The sequence below is a fragment of the Curtobacterium sp. MCBD17_019 genome (assembly GCF_003234555.1).
Lineage (GTDB): Bacteria > Actinomycetota > Actinomycetes > Actinomycetales > Microbacteriaceae > Curtobacterium.
In genome coordinates this window covers 123714-139788 of the sequence record NZ_QKTT01000004.1, presented here as the reverse complement: position 1 = coordinate 139788, position 16075 = coordinate 123714, and the positions used below count along the sequence as shown (strand labels likewise).

The following is a 16075-nucleotide window of genomic DNA, read 5'->3' as shown; positions in this document are numbered from 1 at the left end:
CCGTTGGTGATCCGCGCACTGCTGACGAGGATCAGCACCATGACACGGGTTACCTTCATCGGCGCCGGCAGCGTCGTGTTCACGCGCCAGCTGCTGACCGACCTCCTCCGCTTCCCCGAACTCGCCGACGTCACCGTCGCGCTCCACGACATCGACCCCGACCGACTCGCGGTGGCCGAGGGCACCGCGAAGCAGGTGAACGAGCGGCTCGGCGCGCGCGCCACGATCGTCGCGAGCCTCGACCGCAGACTGGCTCTTGAAGGCAGCGACTTCGTCATCAACATGGTGCAGATCGGCGGCATCGACGGCACCCGGAAGGACCTGGAGATCCCGGCGCGCTACGGCCTGCAGCAGACGATCGGGGACACCACCGGTGTCGGGGGTGTCTTCCGCGGCCTCCGGACGTTCCCGTTCCTGACCGCCCTGACCGCCGACATGCGAGCGGTGTGCCCCGACGCCCTCCTCATGAACTACACCAACCCGATGGCGATGAACGTGTGGTGGCTGTCGGTCGTCGCGCCGGACATCCGGTCGGTCGGTCTCTGCCACAGCGTCTACTGGACCGCCCACGAGCTGTGTGAGCTCGTCGGCGTCCCGCTCGAGGGCACGCACTACCGTGCTGCGGGCGTCAACCACCAGGCGTGGTTGCTCGAGTGGTCCCGCGACGGCGAGGACCTGTACCCGCGACTGCGCGAGCGGATCCGCTCCGAGCCGGAACTGCAGCGACGCGTCCGGGTCGAGATGTTCGAACGGTTCGGGTTCTACCCGACGGAGACCAGCGAGCACTCCTCCGAGTACCTGTCGTGGTTCCTCCGCTCCCCCGAGCAGATCGCCCGGTACCGGATCGAACCGCTCCAGTACCTCGACATCAGCGCAGCGAACGTCGACGAGTTCGAGGACGCACGGACACGCCTGGCCTCGGGGACCGATCTCGAACTCCACGACAACGGCGCCGCCGAGTACGCACCGCTGATCATCCACTCGATGGTGACCGGCACCGAACGGGTCATCCACGCGAACGTGCCGAACCGCGGGCTCATCGACGACCTGCCGACCGGGGCCGCCGTCGAGGTGCCGTGCACGATCGACGCGGGCGGCCTCGCGCCGCACCGCATCGGGAACCTGCCGCTGCAGTGCGCCGCGCAGAACCGCAACTACGTGTCGGTCGCCGAGCTCGCCGTGGCCGCGGCGCAGACCGGCGATCCCCTGCTCGTGCGCCAGGCCGTGCTCGTCGACCCGAACGCGAGTTCGACCCTGACGCCCGAGCAGATCTGGGCCATGTGCAACGACCTCGTGGACGCGCACGGCGACCTCTTGCCCGAGCCGCTCCGGGTGCACGTCCCGTCGACCTGGTCGTGACCCGCGCCGTGCCCCTGCCCACTCGGTGGGGGCACGGCGCGGCGGATCGCTGCGCCGTTCGCCGAGCCGCCCCGGGGACCGGTGGTCCGCGGGGCGGCTCGGCGGTTCACTCCCCCGGAGCGCCCTCGGGCACGGCGACGGGCACCCGGAGTGGATCGACGAGGTCGGCCACCGGGTGGACGGGGCCGCCGAGGACCTGGTCGGCGAGCACCTCGCCGAGGAGGGGGCCGAGCGTGAGCCCCCACGAGCCGAACCCGGTGGCCACGAACACGTCGTCCAGCCGGGACCGCCCGACCAGCGGGAACCCGTCGGCCGAGGCCGGACGCAGCCCGACGCGGGTCTCGACGATCCGCGCGGTGGTGAGCCCGGGCGCGACGCGCAGCGCGTCCTGCAACACCGTCCGTTGGTCGCCCGCTCGGACCTCGGCGTCGTGGTCGGGGCTGGTCCCGTGGGTCGCACCGGCCACGATGCGTCCTCCGCTGAACCCGATGACGTACGGTCCGGCGAAGGTCTTGAGGACCGGGAGCCGCTCGGTGGGCAGCCACCCCGCCGCGAGGTGCACGATCTGACCGCGGTCCGCCGTGACGGAGGTCGGCACGCCCGCGGTCGTCAGCATCGATGCGGACCACGCCCCGGTCGCGATCACGACGGTGTCGGCGACCACGGGCGCCCCGTCGACCTCGACGATGGCCCGGGATCCGGCACGACGGAGCTCCGCGCGTCCGGGGACGACCTCGACCCCCGACCGGACCGCGGCATCCAGGAGCACAGCCGTGAGCGCGTGGCCGTCCACCCTGGCGGTGCCGGCGAGCAGGAGTCCCTGCAGGTCGGGATCGACCGCGGGCCATCGCTCGCGGAGTTCCCGGCCCTCCAGGAACACGGGTGCCTCGCCTGCCGCTCCGCCGGGGTCCCGTTCCGCCGCCCGTGCGGCCAGGGCCGCGAGTGCGCCGCGTTCCTCCTCATCGGCGGCCACGACGACCTCGTCGACGATCGCGTAGTCGGCGCGCGTGGTGGCGTCGTCGCCGAGGTCGCGCAGGAGGCCCGGGTACCGGGCGACGGCCGCGTCGACCACGCGCGTCCACCGCGGGTCCGTGTCGCCCGGCGCCAGGCCGAACGGCGAGATGATGCCGGCCCCCGCGGTGGTCGCTCGGCCGGGGAGCCCCGCGTCGACGAGGGTGACCGCGACACCGCGCTCGGCGAGCCGCAGTGCGACGCTCGTTCCGGAGATCCCGGCGCCGAGCACGACGACGTCGGCCACCCGGCGTCCCGCGGTCACAGGCCCAGCACGCGACGGGCGTTGCCCGCGTACACCTGCTCGAGCGAGGAGCCGCTGAGTCCCACGCCCGACACCTGCCAGCGCCCCTGCGGCGGCACGGCGGCGCCGGGTGCGTAGTCGAAGCTCTCGTCCTCGGTCTCGAGGAAGCGGTAGAAGAGCGGGTAGGCCTCCGCGTCGACCGGGTAGACGTCCGATCCGAACAACACGCGATCGGGGAACCGCTCGACGAGGGCGCGGAACCGGCGGGGCTGCCGACCCAGCTCGGCCATCCGACCGCCGGTGTCCACGGTGAAGTTCGGCGCGCGCTCGAGGAGCCGCTCGACCCGGTCCAGGTCCTCGGCGACGCACCCGACGTGCGCGCCGATGTAGGTCGTCTGCGGGGTGGCGACCACGAGGGCCTCCAGGGCGTCGAGGATCCGGTCGAACGTCGGGAAGACCGAGCGGTCGCCGAACCACCAGTCGCGCTCGTGCCCCAGTTCGTCGAGCCGCTCGTTGTGCTCGTCGAGCGGTTCGAAGAACGCCATCGGGTCGGCCACGTGGATCAGGACCGGCAGGCCGATGTCACCGGCGTGACCGAGGACGCGCACCACGCGGGGGTCGTCCGGCAGGATCACGGCGCCGTCGGCGTCGTGCACCCGCAGCCCGAGGTTCTTCCACACCTTCAGACCGCGTGCACCACGCCGCTTGCTGTCGTCGAGGGAGGCGAGCAGCCGCTCCTCGCCGTCCGGTTCGCCGAGGAGCGGCCAGTCCAACTGACAGAACGTCACGAACCGCCCGGGGAACGCACGGTCGTACCGCTCGACGTTCGCGTCCACCTCGTCGCCCCACATGCCGTCGAGGTTCACGACGGTGGCGACGTTCGCGGCGTCCATGGTGCGCACGAGGTCGGCCGGGTCGGTGATCATCCAGTCGCCGTCGTCGCTGAGCCAGCGTCCGAGGTGGTTGTGGACGTCGACGCAGGGGACGGCGCTCCGCGTGACCGTGGTGTGCGGCAGGCGGACCTGCGCGCGCGGCCGCCAGTCGGTCAGTCGTAGCTCGGCGACGCGGTCCCAGTCGGGTGTTGCCATCATTCCTCCTCCGGACGGCGCGCGGTGCGCCGTCGTCCTCGCTCGCTCGCTCGCGTGCTGCGTCGAGACATCCAGTGCTGCGTCATCCCTTCAGGCCCGCGAAGGTCATCGTCGCGACGAACTGCTTCTGCGCGGCCAGGAAGAACAGGATCAGCGGCAGCGTGGCGATCACGTTGCCCGCCATGAGCAGGGACCACTCCGTCCGTCGCGAGCCCTGGAAGTTCGTCAGGCCGAGCTGCAGCGTGAACGCGTGCTCGTTGTTGATCGCGATGAGCGGCCAGACGAGGTCGTTCCAGGAGCCGAGCAGGGTGAAGATCGCGAGCGTCGCCAGCGCCGGCCGGGCCAGCGGCAGGATGATCCGGAAGAACACCTGGAGGCGCGTGCACCCGTCGAGGAGGCCGGCCTCCTCGAGTTCCGCGGGGAGCGACAGGAAGAACTGCCGCATCAGGAAGATCCCGAACGCCGAGGCGAGCCACGGGACGATGGCCGCGCCGAGGTGGTCGATGAGCCCGACCCGGGCGAACATGACGTACGTCGGCACCATGAGCAGCTGTGTCGGGATCATGATCGTGGCGAGGACCGCGAGGAACGCGAACGAGCGGCCCGGGAACGACAGCCGCGCGAAGCCGTAGCCGGCGAGCGAGCACAGCACGAGGTGGGAGCCGACCGCCGCCGCGGACACGATGACGGTGTTGAGCAGCCAGTGCAGGATGTCCGACTGCGCGAACAGCTGCCGGAACCCGTCGAGCGTCACGTGCGAGGGGATGAAGGCCGGCGGGAACGCGTTGATCTCGGCGGCCGGTTCCACCGACGTGATGAACATCTCGAGGAACGGCAGGAGGAACAGGAACGCCACCGGGACCAGCAGGAAGTGCCAGCCGCTGAAGGGGAGCCTCCGGCGCCGGCGGGCGAGCGGCGCGGGGAGCGGCCGGGTCCGGGTGCGCCCGTGCTCGGCGGACAGGGTGGGGAGGTCGATGGCCATCAGCGGGACCGCCTTCCGGAGGTGCGCGTGTACACGGTCACGGACACCGTGAGGATGAGGGTGACGAAGAACATCGCGTACGCGATCGCCGAGCCGTAGCCGAACTGGAGGCCCTGGAACGAGACCTTCCAGAGGTAGGAGACGATCGTTTCGGTGGCGTCGAGCGGCCCGCCGCGGGTGGTGGCGTACACGAGGTCGAACAGCTGGAGCGCCTCCAGGGCCTGGTAGATGCCGACGAACACCGTGACGGGCGCGAGCGACGGCCACACCACCCGCCAGAAGACCTGCCACGAGTTCGCCCCGTCGATCCGAGCCGCCTCGATGACGTCACCGGGGACGTCCTGGAGCGCGGCGAGGTAGATCACCGTCGTGAACGCCGCCTGGCCCCACAGGGACATGATCGTGACGACGATCATGGCCTCGTGGCGGTCCTCGAGCCATCCCTGCTGCGGCAGGTGCACCACCCGCAGCACGTTGTTGACGAGCCCGAACTGCGGGCTGAAGAGGTAGGTGGTCAGGATGCCGGTGGCGGCCGCCGACGCGACGAACGGCACGAAGATCGCCGTTCGGTAGAGGCCGATGAACCGGATCCGCCGGTTCAGCGCCACGGCCAGGAACAGCCCGAGGAGCACCGATGCCGGCACGAACAGGACCGTGTAGAGCAGCGTGTGCAGGACGGCGGCGTGCAGTTCCCCGTCCGAGAGCAGCGCCTGGTAGTTCTGCGCCCCGACGGAGACCGCGGCGCTGAACCCGTCCCACTTCTGGAACGAGAGGACGAGGGCCCACACCCCGGGGAAGACGGTGAGCCCGAGCACGATGACGAGGGCAGGGGTGATGAACCCCCAGCCTTCCAGTCCGTCCCGGAACGACCTCCGCCGGCGTCCGGCGGCGGCCGCCGCCGTGGTGGTCTCCCGTGGTCGGAGCGCGAACGTGGTCACGGTCGCCTCCTACTTGCCCGCGAGCGCTTTGTCGGCTGCGACGGTGGCCGTCTTCAATGCTGACGAGGGCGTCCCCTGGCCCTGCAGGACCTGTGACACCGCGGCACCGACCGCTTGGGACAGCCCGTTGTACCCGGGGACCGTCGGCCGGGCCTGCTTGGCGTTGGCCGAGTTCTGCTCCATCACCTCGAGCCCGGGGAGCGCCGTGACCTGCTGCTGGAACTCGGCACTGTCGGCCTCGCTCGAGCGGAGCGGCAGGTTGCCGTACGACACGTTGAACTGCTCGTCCTGCTCGTCCGACGTCAGCCACTGGGTGAACCGCTCGGCCCAGTAGGCACGGTCGGCGTCGTGGTGGTCGAACAGGGTCCACAGGTCGGGTCCGGACACCGTCTGGTGGTCGCCGTTCGTCCCGGGGAGCCGCACCACGCCGTACGAGGTCCCCGCGGTCTTGAGCGCCGACAGTTCCCAGGGGCCGGAGGTGATCATGCCGATGTGGTTGCTCTCGAACAGCTGCGCGAACTTCGTGTCGGTCTGGTCGAGGTAGACGCTCTTGTCGGTGATCGCGAGGTCACGCAGGTAGGTGAGGGCGTCGACGCCCGCCGTCGAGTCGAACGTCGCCTTCTTGCCGTTGCTCGACAGGATGGACCCACCGTTCTGCCAGAGGTGCGGCCACAACTGCCAGGTCGTCTCCTCGCTCCCCGACACGGAGTAGCCGTAGCCGTAGGTGTTCGTCCCCGGATCGGTGAGCTGCTTCGCCGCCTTCCGGAAGTCGGCCCAGGTCCAGTCCGCCGTCGGGTAGGCGACGTGCGCCTTGTCGAAGACGGTCTTGTTGTAGAGCAGCGACAGGTCGTCGACGACCGCGGGGAACCCGATCGTCTTCTTCCCGGTCGGCCGGGCGGTGGCCCGCGCCGCGGCGGAGAACTCGTCCCACCCGACCGACGGCTTGGCGACGTCCTTCGTGATGTCGAGCGTGCGGCCGGACTGCTCGAGCTGGCTGGCCCACGATCCGTACGTGTAGGAGACGTCGGGGTAGGTGCTCGCCGCGAAGGACGCGGAGAGCTTCTGGAGGAGCTGGTCGGTGGACGAGGCGCCCGAGGACAGGTCGATCGAGACGTTCGGGTGCTGCTGCTCGAACTCCGACACGAGGTGCTGGAGGATCTGCTCGGCCTGGTCGTCCTGGCCGGACCAGACGGTCAGGTGCACCTTCGCCTTCGTGTCGAGGGCGCCCGACGAGGTGGACGAGGCGCAGCCGGTGAGGGCGGCCGCGATCGCGACCGTGGCGACGCCGAGAACGGCGCCACGACGGAGCACGGCGGCACCCCGGCGGTTGATGGTCCTGGGGAACACGTGAACTCCTTCGTTCAAGCGGGACGAGACGGCGCCGTCGGACGGGGCCGCGCGAGTCGTCCTCGGCACCCGTCACGGCCACGCTTGGAGCGGGGCCTGAGCGACCTCGTCGGAGCGGCGAGCCGGTCGGTGGTGCCGCGGTGGAGGGAACGCTATTGCACCGTTCGAACGACTGGCAATCAAACGAGCACCAGCACTGATCGGTTCTGGTCCACAGGCCCGCGAAACAAGCAGGAAACATCCGCTGACGCTGCCGCACGGTCGCAGAACTGTACGAATGCGCAGTCAGAAGGGGTCGTCGGTGACACCGACGACCCCGTCGTGCTTCGCCCCGGTGGACGGATCGGGCCCTCAGCTCACGCGGCCGTGCCGTCGACGGCGTACGGCTCGATCGCGGCGAGTTCGGCAGGGGTGAGCGGCGGAGCCGTCGCCGCGCGGAGGTTCTGCTCGAGCTGCGGCACGCTGGAGGCCCCGACCAGTGCCGACGCGACCTCCGGGTGGCGCAGGACCCAGGTCAGGGCGAGCTGCGCCAACGTCTGCCCGCGGTCCGCCGCGATGGCGGCGAGCGCGCGAGCGCGGTCCCGGTAGGGGCCGTCGAGCGCGGACGCCGGGAGGTCGCGCCCGGCCACGACACGCGAGTCACCCGGGATCGTGGCACCGAGGTAGCGATCCGTGAGCAGCCCCTGCGCGAGCGGTGAGTACACCACCGCTCCCGTGCCGAGCTCCGCGAGCGTCGGGATCAACGCGTGCTCGGCCTCCCGGTCGAACATCGAGTACGGCGGCTGGTTGACCAGGAGCGGCACGCCGAGGTCGGCGAGCGCCGCGGCCGCACGCCGGGTCTGGTCGGCGTCGTGGTTGGAGACGCCGACGTAGAGTGCCTTGCCGCTCGTGACGGCGGACGCCAGGGCGCCCATCGTTTCCTCGATCGGCGTGTCCGGGTCGTACCGGTGCGAGTAGAACACGTCGACGTACTCGAGCCCGAGCCGCCCCAGGCTCTGGTCGAGCGAGGCGATCATGGACTTGCGGGACCCGAACTCGCCGTACGGCCCGGCCCACATGTCGTACCCGGCCTTCGTCGAGACGATCAGCTCGTCGCGGTGGTGGCGGAGGTCCTCCCGGAGCACCCGGCCGAACGTGACCTCGGCGCTGCCGTACGGCGGCCCGTAGTTGTTCGCGAGGTCGAAGTGGGTGACGCCCAGGTCGAACGCCCGACGGACGATCGCCCGCTGTGTCGCGTACGGGCGATCGTCCCCGAAGTTCTGCCACAGACCCAGGGCGATGGCCGGCAGCAGCAGTCCGCTCCGCCCGACCCGGTTGTACGGCATGGTGTCGTACCGCGTCACCGCTGCGGTGGAGGACATGGATCAGACCGTCCGACCGGCGGACAGGCGTGCCAGTGCGGCCTCGCCGAGCGGCTGTCCGGCGAGCTTGGCCGCGTGGAGGGCGGCGCCGATGTCCGAGGGGAACCGCGGGCTCCGCACGTCGTACCGGTCCGACCGAGCGCGGAGGGCGCGCTCGAACCCGGTCCGGACGAGTTCGGCCCTGAAGACGCCGCCCGAGTACGACACGGGTACCGGCTCGTCCGCGCCGAACCCGAGGTTGCGCTTCGTCGCCTCGACGAGTTCCACCAGGTGGTCGACCGCGCGCTCGACGATCCGCGTCGCGGCGGCGTCGTCGTCCTGCGCCGCCTCGACGACGAGGCGGGACAGCGACGCGATCCGGCCGCGGCTCCGCCCCCACCGGGTGAGCACCACGTCGATCATGTCCAGGTCCGTCTCGACCCCGACCGCGTCACGGACACGGTCGTGCAGCGAGGTACGCGGCAGCCGTCCGTCACTCATGCGGGCGAACGCGAAGAGCGCCTCCAGACCGATCCAGTACCCGGACCCCTCGTCGCCGAACAGCTCCCCCCAGCCGCCGACACGTGACGACGCCCCGGCCCGTTCGCCGTAGGTGAGGCTGCCCGTCCCGGCGACGACGTTGATCCCGTCGGCGTCGGCGAGGGAGCCGGCCCAACCCGCGATCATGTCGTTGCCGCACCGGTACCGGTCGTGTCCGAGCGCCTGCGCAGGGAGCTCGTCGAGGACGGCCACCTCGTGACTGGCCTCGCCGTAGGTGGGGATCGCGATGAACGCGTAGGTGATGGCATCGGCGGTGGTCCCCGCCGCCGCCGTCACCGCGGCGACGCCCTCGACGAGCACCTGCCGCACGTGCGGCAGCCCGTGCTCGAGGTGGTAGGCGCTCGCGCCCTCGACCGCCCCGAGTTCCCGTCCGTCGTCGTCGAGCAGGACGAAGGCGGTCTTCGTGCCCCCGCCGTCGACGCCCAGGAAGACCGCCACGTCAGCGACCGTCCCCGGCGGAGTCCTCGAGCTCGTGGATGTGCACACCCTGCACGACCCGGTTCACGTCGCCGCCGGGGAACGGGTTGTCCGGCGTCGTCCCGACCCGGAGCGCGAACGAGAGCGCGAGGATCTGCGCGACCAGGATGTACGCGATCGCGAGGTACCCGTCGTCCGTGCCGCGCAGGCCCTCGAGCACGATCGCTCCCTCGCCGACGCCGTCGGTCGCGACCGACAGCACCCGGGAGGCGCCGATCGCGGTACGCAGCTCCGCCACGATGTCGAGGTCGTAGGACCGCGTGTACGGGTCGTTCGAGATGTAGACCACCACGAGCGTCTCGGCGTCGAGGACGGCCTTGGGCCCGTGCCGGAACCCGAGCGACGAGTCGTGGTAGCTCACGACGCCGCCGGCGGTCAGCTCGAGGGTCTTGAGCGCGGACTCCTGCGCCAGTGCGGCGAGCGGACCACTGCCGAGGTACACGAGTCGCCGGAGGCCGTCCTGCGCGAGCCCCTTGATCGAGTCCCAGTCCTCCCCGATCACCTGGTCCGCCGCGCTGGACAGCGCCGCGACCGTCTCGGGGGCGTCGCCGAGGAAGGCCAGCAGCGCGCTGAGCATCATCGACGTGAAGCTCGACGTCATCGCGAAGCCGGCGTCGTCCGAACGCTGCGGCATGAGCAGCACGAACGAGTCGGGCCGTTCCTGGTGCTCCTGTGCGAGCGCACCGCCGGCGTTGCAGGTGATGACGAGGTGGGAGGCATCGCCGAGGACCTGGTCGGTCAGCCGCGTCGCCGCCACGCTCTCGGGACTGTTCCCGGACCGGGCGAACGACACCAGCAACGTGGGGACGTCCTCGGCGAGGTAGTGCCGGGGGTTCGACACGATGTCGGTCGTCGCGATGCTCTCGACGCGTCGACCGGTGGCGCGGGCCACCGTCGGGGCCACGACGCCGCCGGCGAACGCCGAGGTCCCGGCACCGGTGAAGACGATGCGCAGGTCGTCGTGCGCGAGGAGCGGTGCGAGGAACGCGTCGAGGTCGGCGCGGCGCCCCTGCACGATCGATGCCGCCTCGAGCCACACGTCGGGCTGCTGTCTGATCTCCCGGAAGGTCGCGGTCGCCCCTGCGGCCGCGAGGTCGACATCGATGTCGGGGTTGGTCTCGGTCATGGTGGTTCTCCTGATGGTGAGGCTGAGGGGCGACCCCTCGGGGCCGACCCGGTGACGTGGTCGAGGTGGTCGCGCTCAGACGGTGGCGAGACCGTGCTCGGTGCCGGCACGGAGGGTGGTCGGGTCCTCGGCGACCGCGGCGTCGAGGATCGCGGTGGCCGTCGCCCGGTCGGGCACGAGCGGGTCGAGCACGAGCGCCTGGATCGCGAGCGTGCGATCACCGCGCAGTGCTGCGTCGACGACGAGCTCCTGCTGGAGCGCCCGGGCGGTGAGCACCGCGGCGATGCCGGCGGGGAGGTCCCCGACGGACACGCCGCGCACGCCGTCGGCACCGACGGCGGCCGGCACCTCGACGACCGCGGTCTCGGGGAGGTTCCCGATGAGACCGTGGTTCGGGAGGTTGACCGCGAGCTCGACGTGGGTCCGGCCCGTGCGGATCGCCGTCGCCATGGCGACGAGTCGTTCCGCCTCCTGGTCGGACGGCGGCGGCACCGGCCGGTCACCGTCCGCGAGCTCGCGCAGCTCGTCCCAGAGTCGCGACTTCTCGCCGATGTACTCGCGTGTCGCGTCGAGGCCGGCCTGGAGGCCCCACGGGAGCTCCCCCGCGCCGGCCGGACCGAGGTGGTCGGCGAAGAACTCCGCCACGTGCCGGTCGCCGGGCGCCGGGTACAGCCCGAACGTCCGCATGAGGTCCGCCGACACCGGCGCGTGCGGGCCCTCGCTCCAGTCGGAGGGAGCATCGGCGCCACCGGCCTGCGCTTCGACGAGCTCGCGGAGGCGCGGGTACAGGTCCTGGTCCGCCGTCCGGATGTCCATCAGCCAGGACAGGTGGTTCAGCCCGCCGAACGTCGTTGTGATCTCCTGCTCGGGGACCTCGAGCGCCCGGGCGAGCGCGCTCTTGGTGTGCATCGTGCCGTGACAGAGCCCGACGGCACGGATGCCCGTCTCGCGGGTGACGGCCCGGACGTTCGCGGTGAGGGGATTGCTGTAGTTGAACAGGATGGCGTCTGGAGCGACATCGGCGATGTCGCGGCCGATCGCGACGATCTCCGGGACGTGTCGGAGCGCGCGGAGGACGCCGCCCGGTCCGACGCTGTCGCCGACCGTCTGCCGGATCCCGAACCGTTCCGGTACCTCGAGGTCACGCCGCCATCCGGCGGCCGACCCGACGGCGATGGTCGTCGTGACGAACTGCGCGCCCCGCAGGGCCTCACGCCGGTCGTGCACCGCCTCGACGCGCATGTGCGATCCGTACTGCGCGGCGATCCGGCGCCCCACGGCCGCCATGGTCTCCGCCGCCTCGGGAGCGACGTCGACCAGGCGGACCGTGACGTCGTCGAACGCCGCCGCGCGGGCGAGATCGGTCAGGAGGCCCGGAGTGAACACCGTGCTGCCCGCGCCGATGAGGACGAACGCCCCGCCTCGATTCACTTGACGCTCCCCGTGAGGAGGCCGCTGACGATGTACCGGTTGAGCACGACCGCGATGGCGGCCGGGACGACGACCGCGAGGACGCCCGCCGCGCTCATCAGGGAGTACGGCACCGTGTGCCGCCCCTGCAGCGCGGCGATCACGACCGTGAGCGGTTGGGTCGAGATGTCGCTCGACAGCACGAGCGGGAACAGGAACTGCGCCCAGGCGGACAGGAACGTGATGATCGCCGTCGAGACGATGCCCGGGCGGGCGAGCGGCAGCACGATGTGCCAGAGCACGCCGAGCCGACTGGCGCCGTCCATCGACCCGGCCTCCTCGAGCGCCAGGGGCAGGCTCGACATGTAGTTGTAGAGGATCCACGTGGCGAGCGGCAGGAACCCCGACACGTACACGAGCACGATGCCGGTGTACGTGTTCACGAGCCCGGCGGTGCTGAGCATCTCGTAGAGCGGGATGAGCGTCGCGTAGGCGGGGAAGGCCATCGTCGCGAGGACCGCGTAGAACAGCACGTTCCGACCACGGAACGTCATCCGGGCGAACGCGTACGCCGCGATCGTCGCGAGCACGACGGTGACGATCGTCGCCCCGCCGCACTCGACGAAGATGTTGAGCGTCGACTGCCGGACCGACGAGGCCACGTCCCCACTGCCTCCGAGCAGGGTCGCGTAGTTGGCGAACGTCGGCGTCGGCGGGATGTAGTTGGCCGGCTTCGCGCTGATCTGCTGATCCGTCTGGAGGCTCGTGTTGAGCACCCAGTACAGCGGGACGAGCGTCCAGAGGACGATGAACGCGACGCCCAGGGGGCGCGCGACGGAACGACGGTGCATCAGAACTCCACCGGCTTGTAGACGAGTCGCACGACGGCCAGGGAGACCACGACCGTTGCGATGGTGATGAGGAGCGACAGCGCGTACCCCTCGCCGAAGTCCAGGTTCTGGAAGCTGACGAAGTAGGTCTGCTCGGTCACCGAGGCTCCGGTCGAGGCAGCGCCGTTCAACACGTACGGCTGGTCGAACACGTTGAGCGTCGCGATGATGGCCTGCACCATCGCGATCGCGATGCCCGGACGAGCGAGCGGCAGCGTCACCTGGAGGAACGACTTCCAGCCCGTCGCACCGTCGATCGACGCCGCTTCGTACAGCTCGCCGGGGATGTTCTGCAAGGCCGCCAGCACGAGCAGTGTGGACAGCGGGGTCATCTGCCACACCTGGACGATCTCGATCACCAGGATGGTGACGAATCGGTTCTGGCCGAGGAACACCTGGTAGTGGTCGATCAGGTGGAGCGACGACAGCACGCTGTTGAGCAGACCGGTGTTGCTGTCCCAGATGCCCGACCAGACGATGCCCTCGACCACGCCCGGCAGCGCCCACGGCAGGATGAGGACCGCGATGAGCACGGACCGTCCGACGAACGGCTTCTGCAGGGTGACCGCCATGACGATCCCCAGCACGGTCGAGACCACGACGCCGATGACGACGTAGTAGGCCGTGTTCACCACGCTCGAGACGATCGTGTCGTCCTGGAACAGCTTCACGAAGTTGCCGAGCCCGACGAAGGAGTTCGGCGGGTCGAGCGGCTGGGCCTTGAAGAACGCCTCGACCAGCGTGATCGCCGCTGGGACGAGGGCCAGGACGACGATGAACAGCGCCAGGGGCGTGACCAGCGCGTAGGGCAGGAGGTCGAACCGTCGCCGCCCACGACCCGGTGTCGGCCGAGGAGCGTTCGCGCGGCCGTTCCTCCGCGCGATCCGAGTCGCACCGGACGTGGTGCTCGTACCGGCACTCACGGGGTCGTCACCTCCGTCGCGGTGCAGGGCAGGACCAGGGTCACGAGTTCCCCTTCGCGAGCGAGTTCGTGGTCTTCACGATCGCCTTGATGGCGGCGCTGACGGACTCGTTGCCCACGGCCGCAGCGTGCAGGTTCGTGTTCACGGCCCGGGAGAACTGCGGGTACCAGGACGGTGCGCCGGCCGGGAAGACGGCCTTCGAGCCCTCGAGGAGCGTGGTCAGCTCCTGGCCCTGTGCCAGGTGGCCGGACGTCGTCAGGGCCTTCATGGCACTGAGGCGCGAGGGCGTCGGGTAGTTCGGGAGCACCTTGGAGGGCCCGTCGGCACCCGCGAACGCCGCCTGGTTCTTCGAGGACGTCATCCACTTGATGAACTCGGCGGCCGCCTTCGGGTACTTCGCCTGCTTCGGGATGCCGATGCCGTCCGGGTTGCCGAGGTTCGCCACCGGGCCGTGGACGCCGGGGGTCGGGATGTACTCGACCTGGCCCACCACCGAGGAGGACGCGGGGACGTCGTAGAGGCTGCCGACGTTGCCCGAGTAGTCCGATGTGGTCGCGGCGGTGATGCCCTTGGCCATCAGGTTCTGCATGCCCTGCGAATCGTTGACGTTGATGTTGCCGGCGGGGACGAGGCCGTCCTTCAGCGCATCGACCATCCACTCGGCCGCCTTGTACCCGGGCGAGCTCGGCGACGCGAACTGGGGCCGCCCCTGCTTGTCCAGGACGGACCCGCCGAACGCGTTCGTCAGCTGGTACCAGTGCGTCGACAGACCCTCGGCGGCGGCGAACGGGATGTTCAGCGGGGTGTCCGTGACGCCCTTCGCCTTGATCTGCCGGAGGTCCTTGGTGTACTCGCTCATCGTCGTGGGCATGGTCGTGATCCCGGCCTTGGCGAACTCGGCCTTGTTCACCGTGGTGACCATGTAGGACGAGTCGAACGGGATGCCGTAGACCGTGCCCTTCGAGGTGAACGAGCTCATCTGGGGCATGTCCGGCCGCATGCTCTTGACGTCGAGGTACTGGGACATGGGGTAGAACCACCCGAGCTGGCCGAGCTGGCCGACCCGCGACCAGTCGACGTCGGTGGCATCGGCGAAGTAGGTGTGCGAGGTCGCCGCCGCCGAGATCTTGGTCTGGAGGCTGTCCCAGTCGGTGGTGGTCCACTTGACGTGGATCCCCGTGCTCTTCGTGAACTGGTCGAGTGCGGCCTGCGGAGGCGGCGGGTTCAGCCACGCCACGGTGATCGTGACGCCCTTGGTCTGGTCGGAGCCGCCGGACGAGGAGCTCCCGGAGCAACCGCTGGCGAGCAGTGACAGCCCCAGCGCACCCGCCAGGAGCGCGGTGCCCTTGAGGCTCTTTCGCGTGAATGGCATCTCATGACCCTTCTGAGACAGGGACGCATCGTCGCGCCTGTCCCTCCTCGCTGCGCACCGTGCGCAGGTGTGGTGGAACGATTGCACGATCTGCACGCGGGTGCCAACACGAGGACCGAATTCACACACCAACGGCCCCTTTCGCGCATTTTCTTGCTCGTACTGCACGTACTCTTGGCTTGTGCATGCGCAGTGGCTACTGTGAGCATGTGCAGCGTAAGCAGAGGCTCAATCAGATCGTGTCGGCCATCGTCGAGCACGCCGAGATGGACGTCCCGTCCCTCGCAGCCCGGTTCGACGTCTCGGAGGCCACCATCCGGCGGGACCTCGAGGTCCTCGAGCAGCAGCAGCTCGTCAGCCGCACGCGTGGGGGCGCGACGCGTCACGTCGCCTTCAACGACCTCCCGCTCGGGTACAAGACCTCGCAGGACGCCGCAGAGAAGCAGCGCATCGCGCTCGCGGCGCTGCGGTTCCTGGACAGCGCGCGGGTGATCGGGCTCACGGGTGGGACCACCGTCTGGGAGTTCGCGCAGCACCTCGGCAGCCGCCCGGGGCTCACCGTCGTGACGAACGCACTCAACGTCGCCTCGAGCCTCGTGGGCAACAGCGGGATCCGCGTGTTCGCGGCGGGTGGCGAGGTGCGCGCCAGCAGTCAGGAGACCGTCGGACCGAGCGCGGAGTCGTTCCTCGCCGATTACCACATCGACGTCTCCTTCGTCGGTGTGGACGGTGTCGACGCTGCCGCCGGCTGCACGAACTACGACCCGGTGGGTGCCCGTGTGAACGCCAGGATGAGTCAGCGGTCACGGGCGACGGTCGTCCTCGCGGACGCGACGAAGATCGGCCGGACCGCGCTGGCCGGAGTGTGCCCGATGGAAGCCGTCGACGTCCTCGTGACCGACCTGCGCGCTCCGGACAGCGCCGTCGAGGCGATCGAGCGCCAGGGCTGCCGCGTCATCCGGGCCTGAGCCCGACGCATGGCGCCCCCCGCCGCTTCGCGCAGTTCG

The 16075-nt window shown here is 70.3% G+C and carries 14 protein-coding genes; 2 read left to right on the top strand and 12 right to left on the bottom strand.

Annotated features, from left to right (window positions below; all coding sequences use genetic code 11):
• Positions 1–39 precede the first annotated feature (39 nt).
• Positions 40–1359 carry an alpha-glucosidase/alpha-galactosidase gene (locus tag DEI82_RS05625; RefSeq protein ID WP_111036063.1) on the top strand — a complete coding sequence of 440 codons (1320 nt, stop codon included), beginning with the start codon at positions 40–42 and terminating at the stop codon, positions 1357–1359.
• Between the two features lie 106 nt (positions 1360–1465).
• Here the strand turns inward: DEI82_RS05625 and DEI82_RS05620 are convergent, their stop codons facing one another.
• The 12 genes from DEI82_RS05620 to DEI82_RS05565 form a co-directional block, all read right to left on the bottom strand.
• Entirely contained in the window at positions 1466–2635 is a 1170-nt protein-coding gene (locus tag DEI82_RS05620; RefSeq protein WP_181435115.1) for an FAD-binding oxidoreductase, read from the bottom strand.
• Positions 2632–3702 carry an amidohydrolase family protein gene (locus tag DEI82_RS05615; RefSeq protein WP_111036117.1) on the bottom strand — a complete coding sequence of 357 codons (1071 nt, stop codon included), beginning with the start codon at positions 3700–3702 and terminating at the stop codon, positions 2632–2634. Before DEI82_RS05615 ends, DEI82_RS05620 begins: the two co-directional genes overlap by 4 nt.
• 82 nt (positions 3703–3784) lie before the next feature.
• Positions 3785–4684 carry a carbohydrate ABC transporter permease gene (locus DEI82_RS05610; RefSeq protein WP_111036061.1) on the bottom strand — a complete coding sequence of 300 codons (900 nt, stop codon included), beginning with the start codon at positions 4682–4684 and terminating at the stop codon, positions 3785–3787.
• On the bottom strand, positions 4684–5622 hold the full coding sequence (locus DEI82_RS05605) for a carbohydrate ABC transporter permease (RefSeq protein WP_111036060.1): 939 nt from the start codon (positions 5620–5622) through the stop codon (positions 4684–4686). The genes DEI82_RS05610 and DEI82_RS05605 overlap by 1 nt, the downstream gene beginning before the upstream one ends.
• Positions 5623–5631: 9 nt before the next feature.
• Positions 5632–6969, bottom strand: coding sequence for an extracellular solute-binding protein (locus DEI82_RS05600; protein WP_258368383.1), 1338 nt, complete (start codon positions 6967–6969; stop codon positions 5632–5634).
• Positions 6970–7325: 356 nt separating this feature from the next.
• Positions 7326–8330: an aldo/keto reductase gene (locus DEI82_RS05595; RefSeq protein WP_111036059.1), complete on the bottom strand. Its 1005-nt coding sequence runs from the start codon at positions 8328–8330 to the stop codon at positions 7326–7328.
• 3 nt (positions 8331–8333) lie between these two features.
• Complete coding sequence (locus DEI82_RS05590; protein WP_111036058.1) at positions 8334–9308, bottom strand: N-acetylglucosamine kinase; 975 nt, start codon at positions 9306–9308, stop codon at positions 8334–8336.
• 1 nt (position 9309) lies between these two features.
• Positions 9310–10473, bottom strand: a complete 1164-nt coding sequence (locus DEI82_RS05585; RefSeq protein WP_111008546.1) for an SIS domain-containing protein — start codon at positions 10471–10473, stop codon at positions 9310–9312.
• 75 nt (positions 10474–10548) lie between these two features.
• Entirely contained in the window at positions 10549–11904 is a 1356-nt protein-coding gene (locus DEI82_RS05580) for a hypothetical protein (protein WP_111036057.1), read from the bottom strand.
• A complete protein-coding gene (locus tag DEI82_RS05575; protein ID WP_111008544.1) occupies positions 11901–12734 on the bottom strand; it encodes a carbohydrate ABC transporter permease in 834 nt (277 codons plus the stop codon). The genes DEI82_RS05580 and DEI82_RS05575 overlap by 4 nt, the downstream gene beginning before the upstream one ends.
• Entirely contained in the window at positions 12734–13696 is a 963-nt protein-coding gene (locus tag DEI82_RS05570) for a carbohydrate ABC transporter permease (protein ID WP_111036056.1), read from the bottom strand. Before DEI82_RS05570 ends, DEI82_RS05575 begins: the two co-directional genes overlap by 1 nt.
• A gap of 40 nt (positions 13697–13736) precedes the next feature.
• Positions 13737–15068: an extracellular solute-binding protein gene (locus tag DEI82_RS05565; RefSeq protein ID WP_111026820.1), complete on the bottom strand. Its 1332-nt coding sequence runs from the start codon at positions 15066–15068 to the stop codon at positions 13737–13739.
• Between the two features lie 209 nt (positions 15069–15277).
• Between DEI82_RS05565 and DEI82_RS05560 the strand changes: the two genes are divergently transcribed.
• Positions 15278–16036 (top strand): DeoR/GlpR family DNA-binding transcription regulator, encoded by a 759-nt coding sequence (locus DEI82_RS05560; protein ID WP_181435114.1) that lies wholly within the window; start codon positions 15278–15280, stop codon positions 16034–16036.
• The last annotated feature ends 39 nt before the right edge of the window (positions 16037–16075 follow it).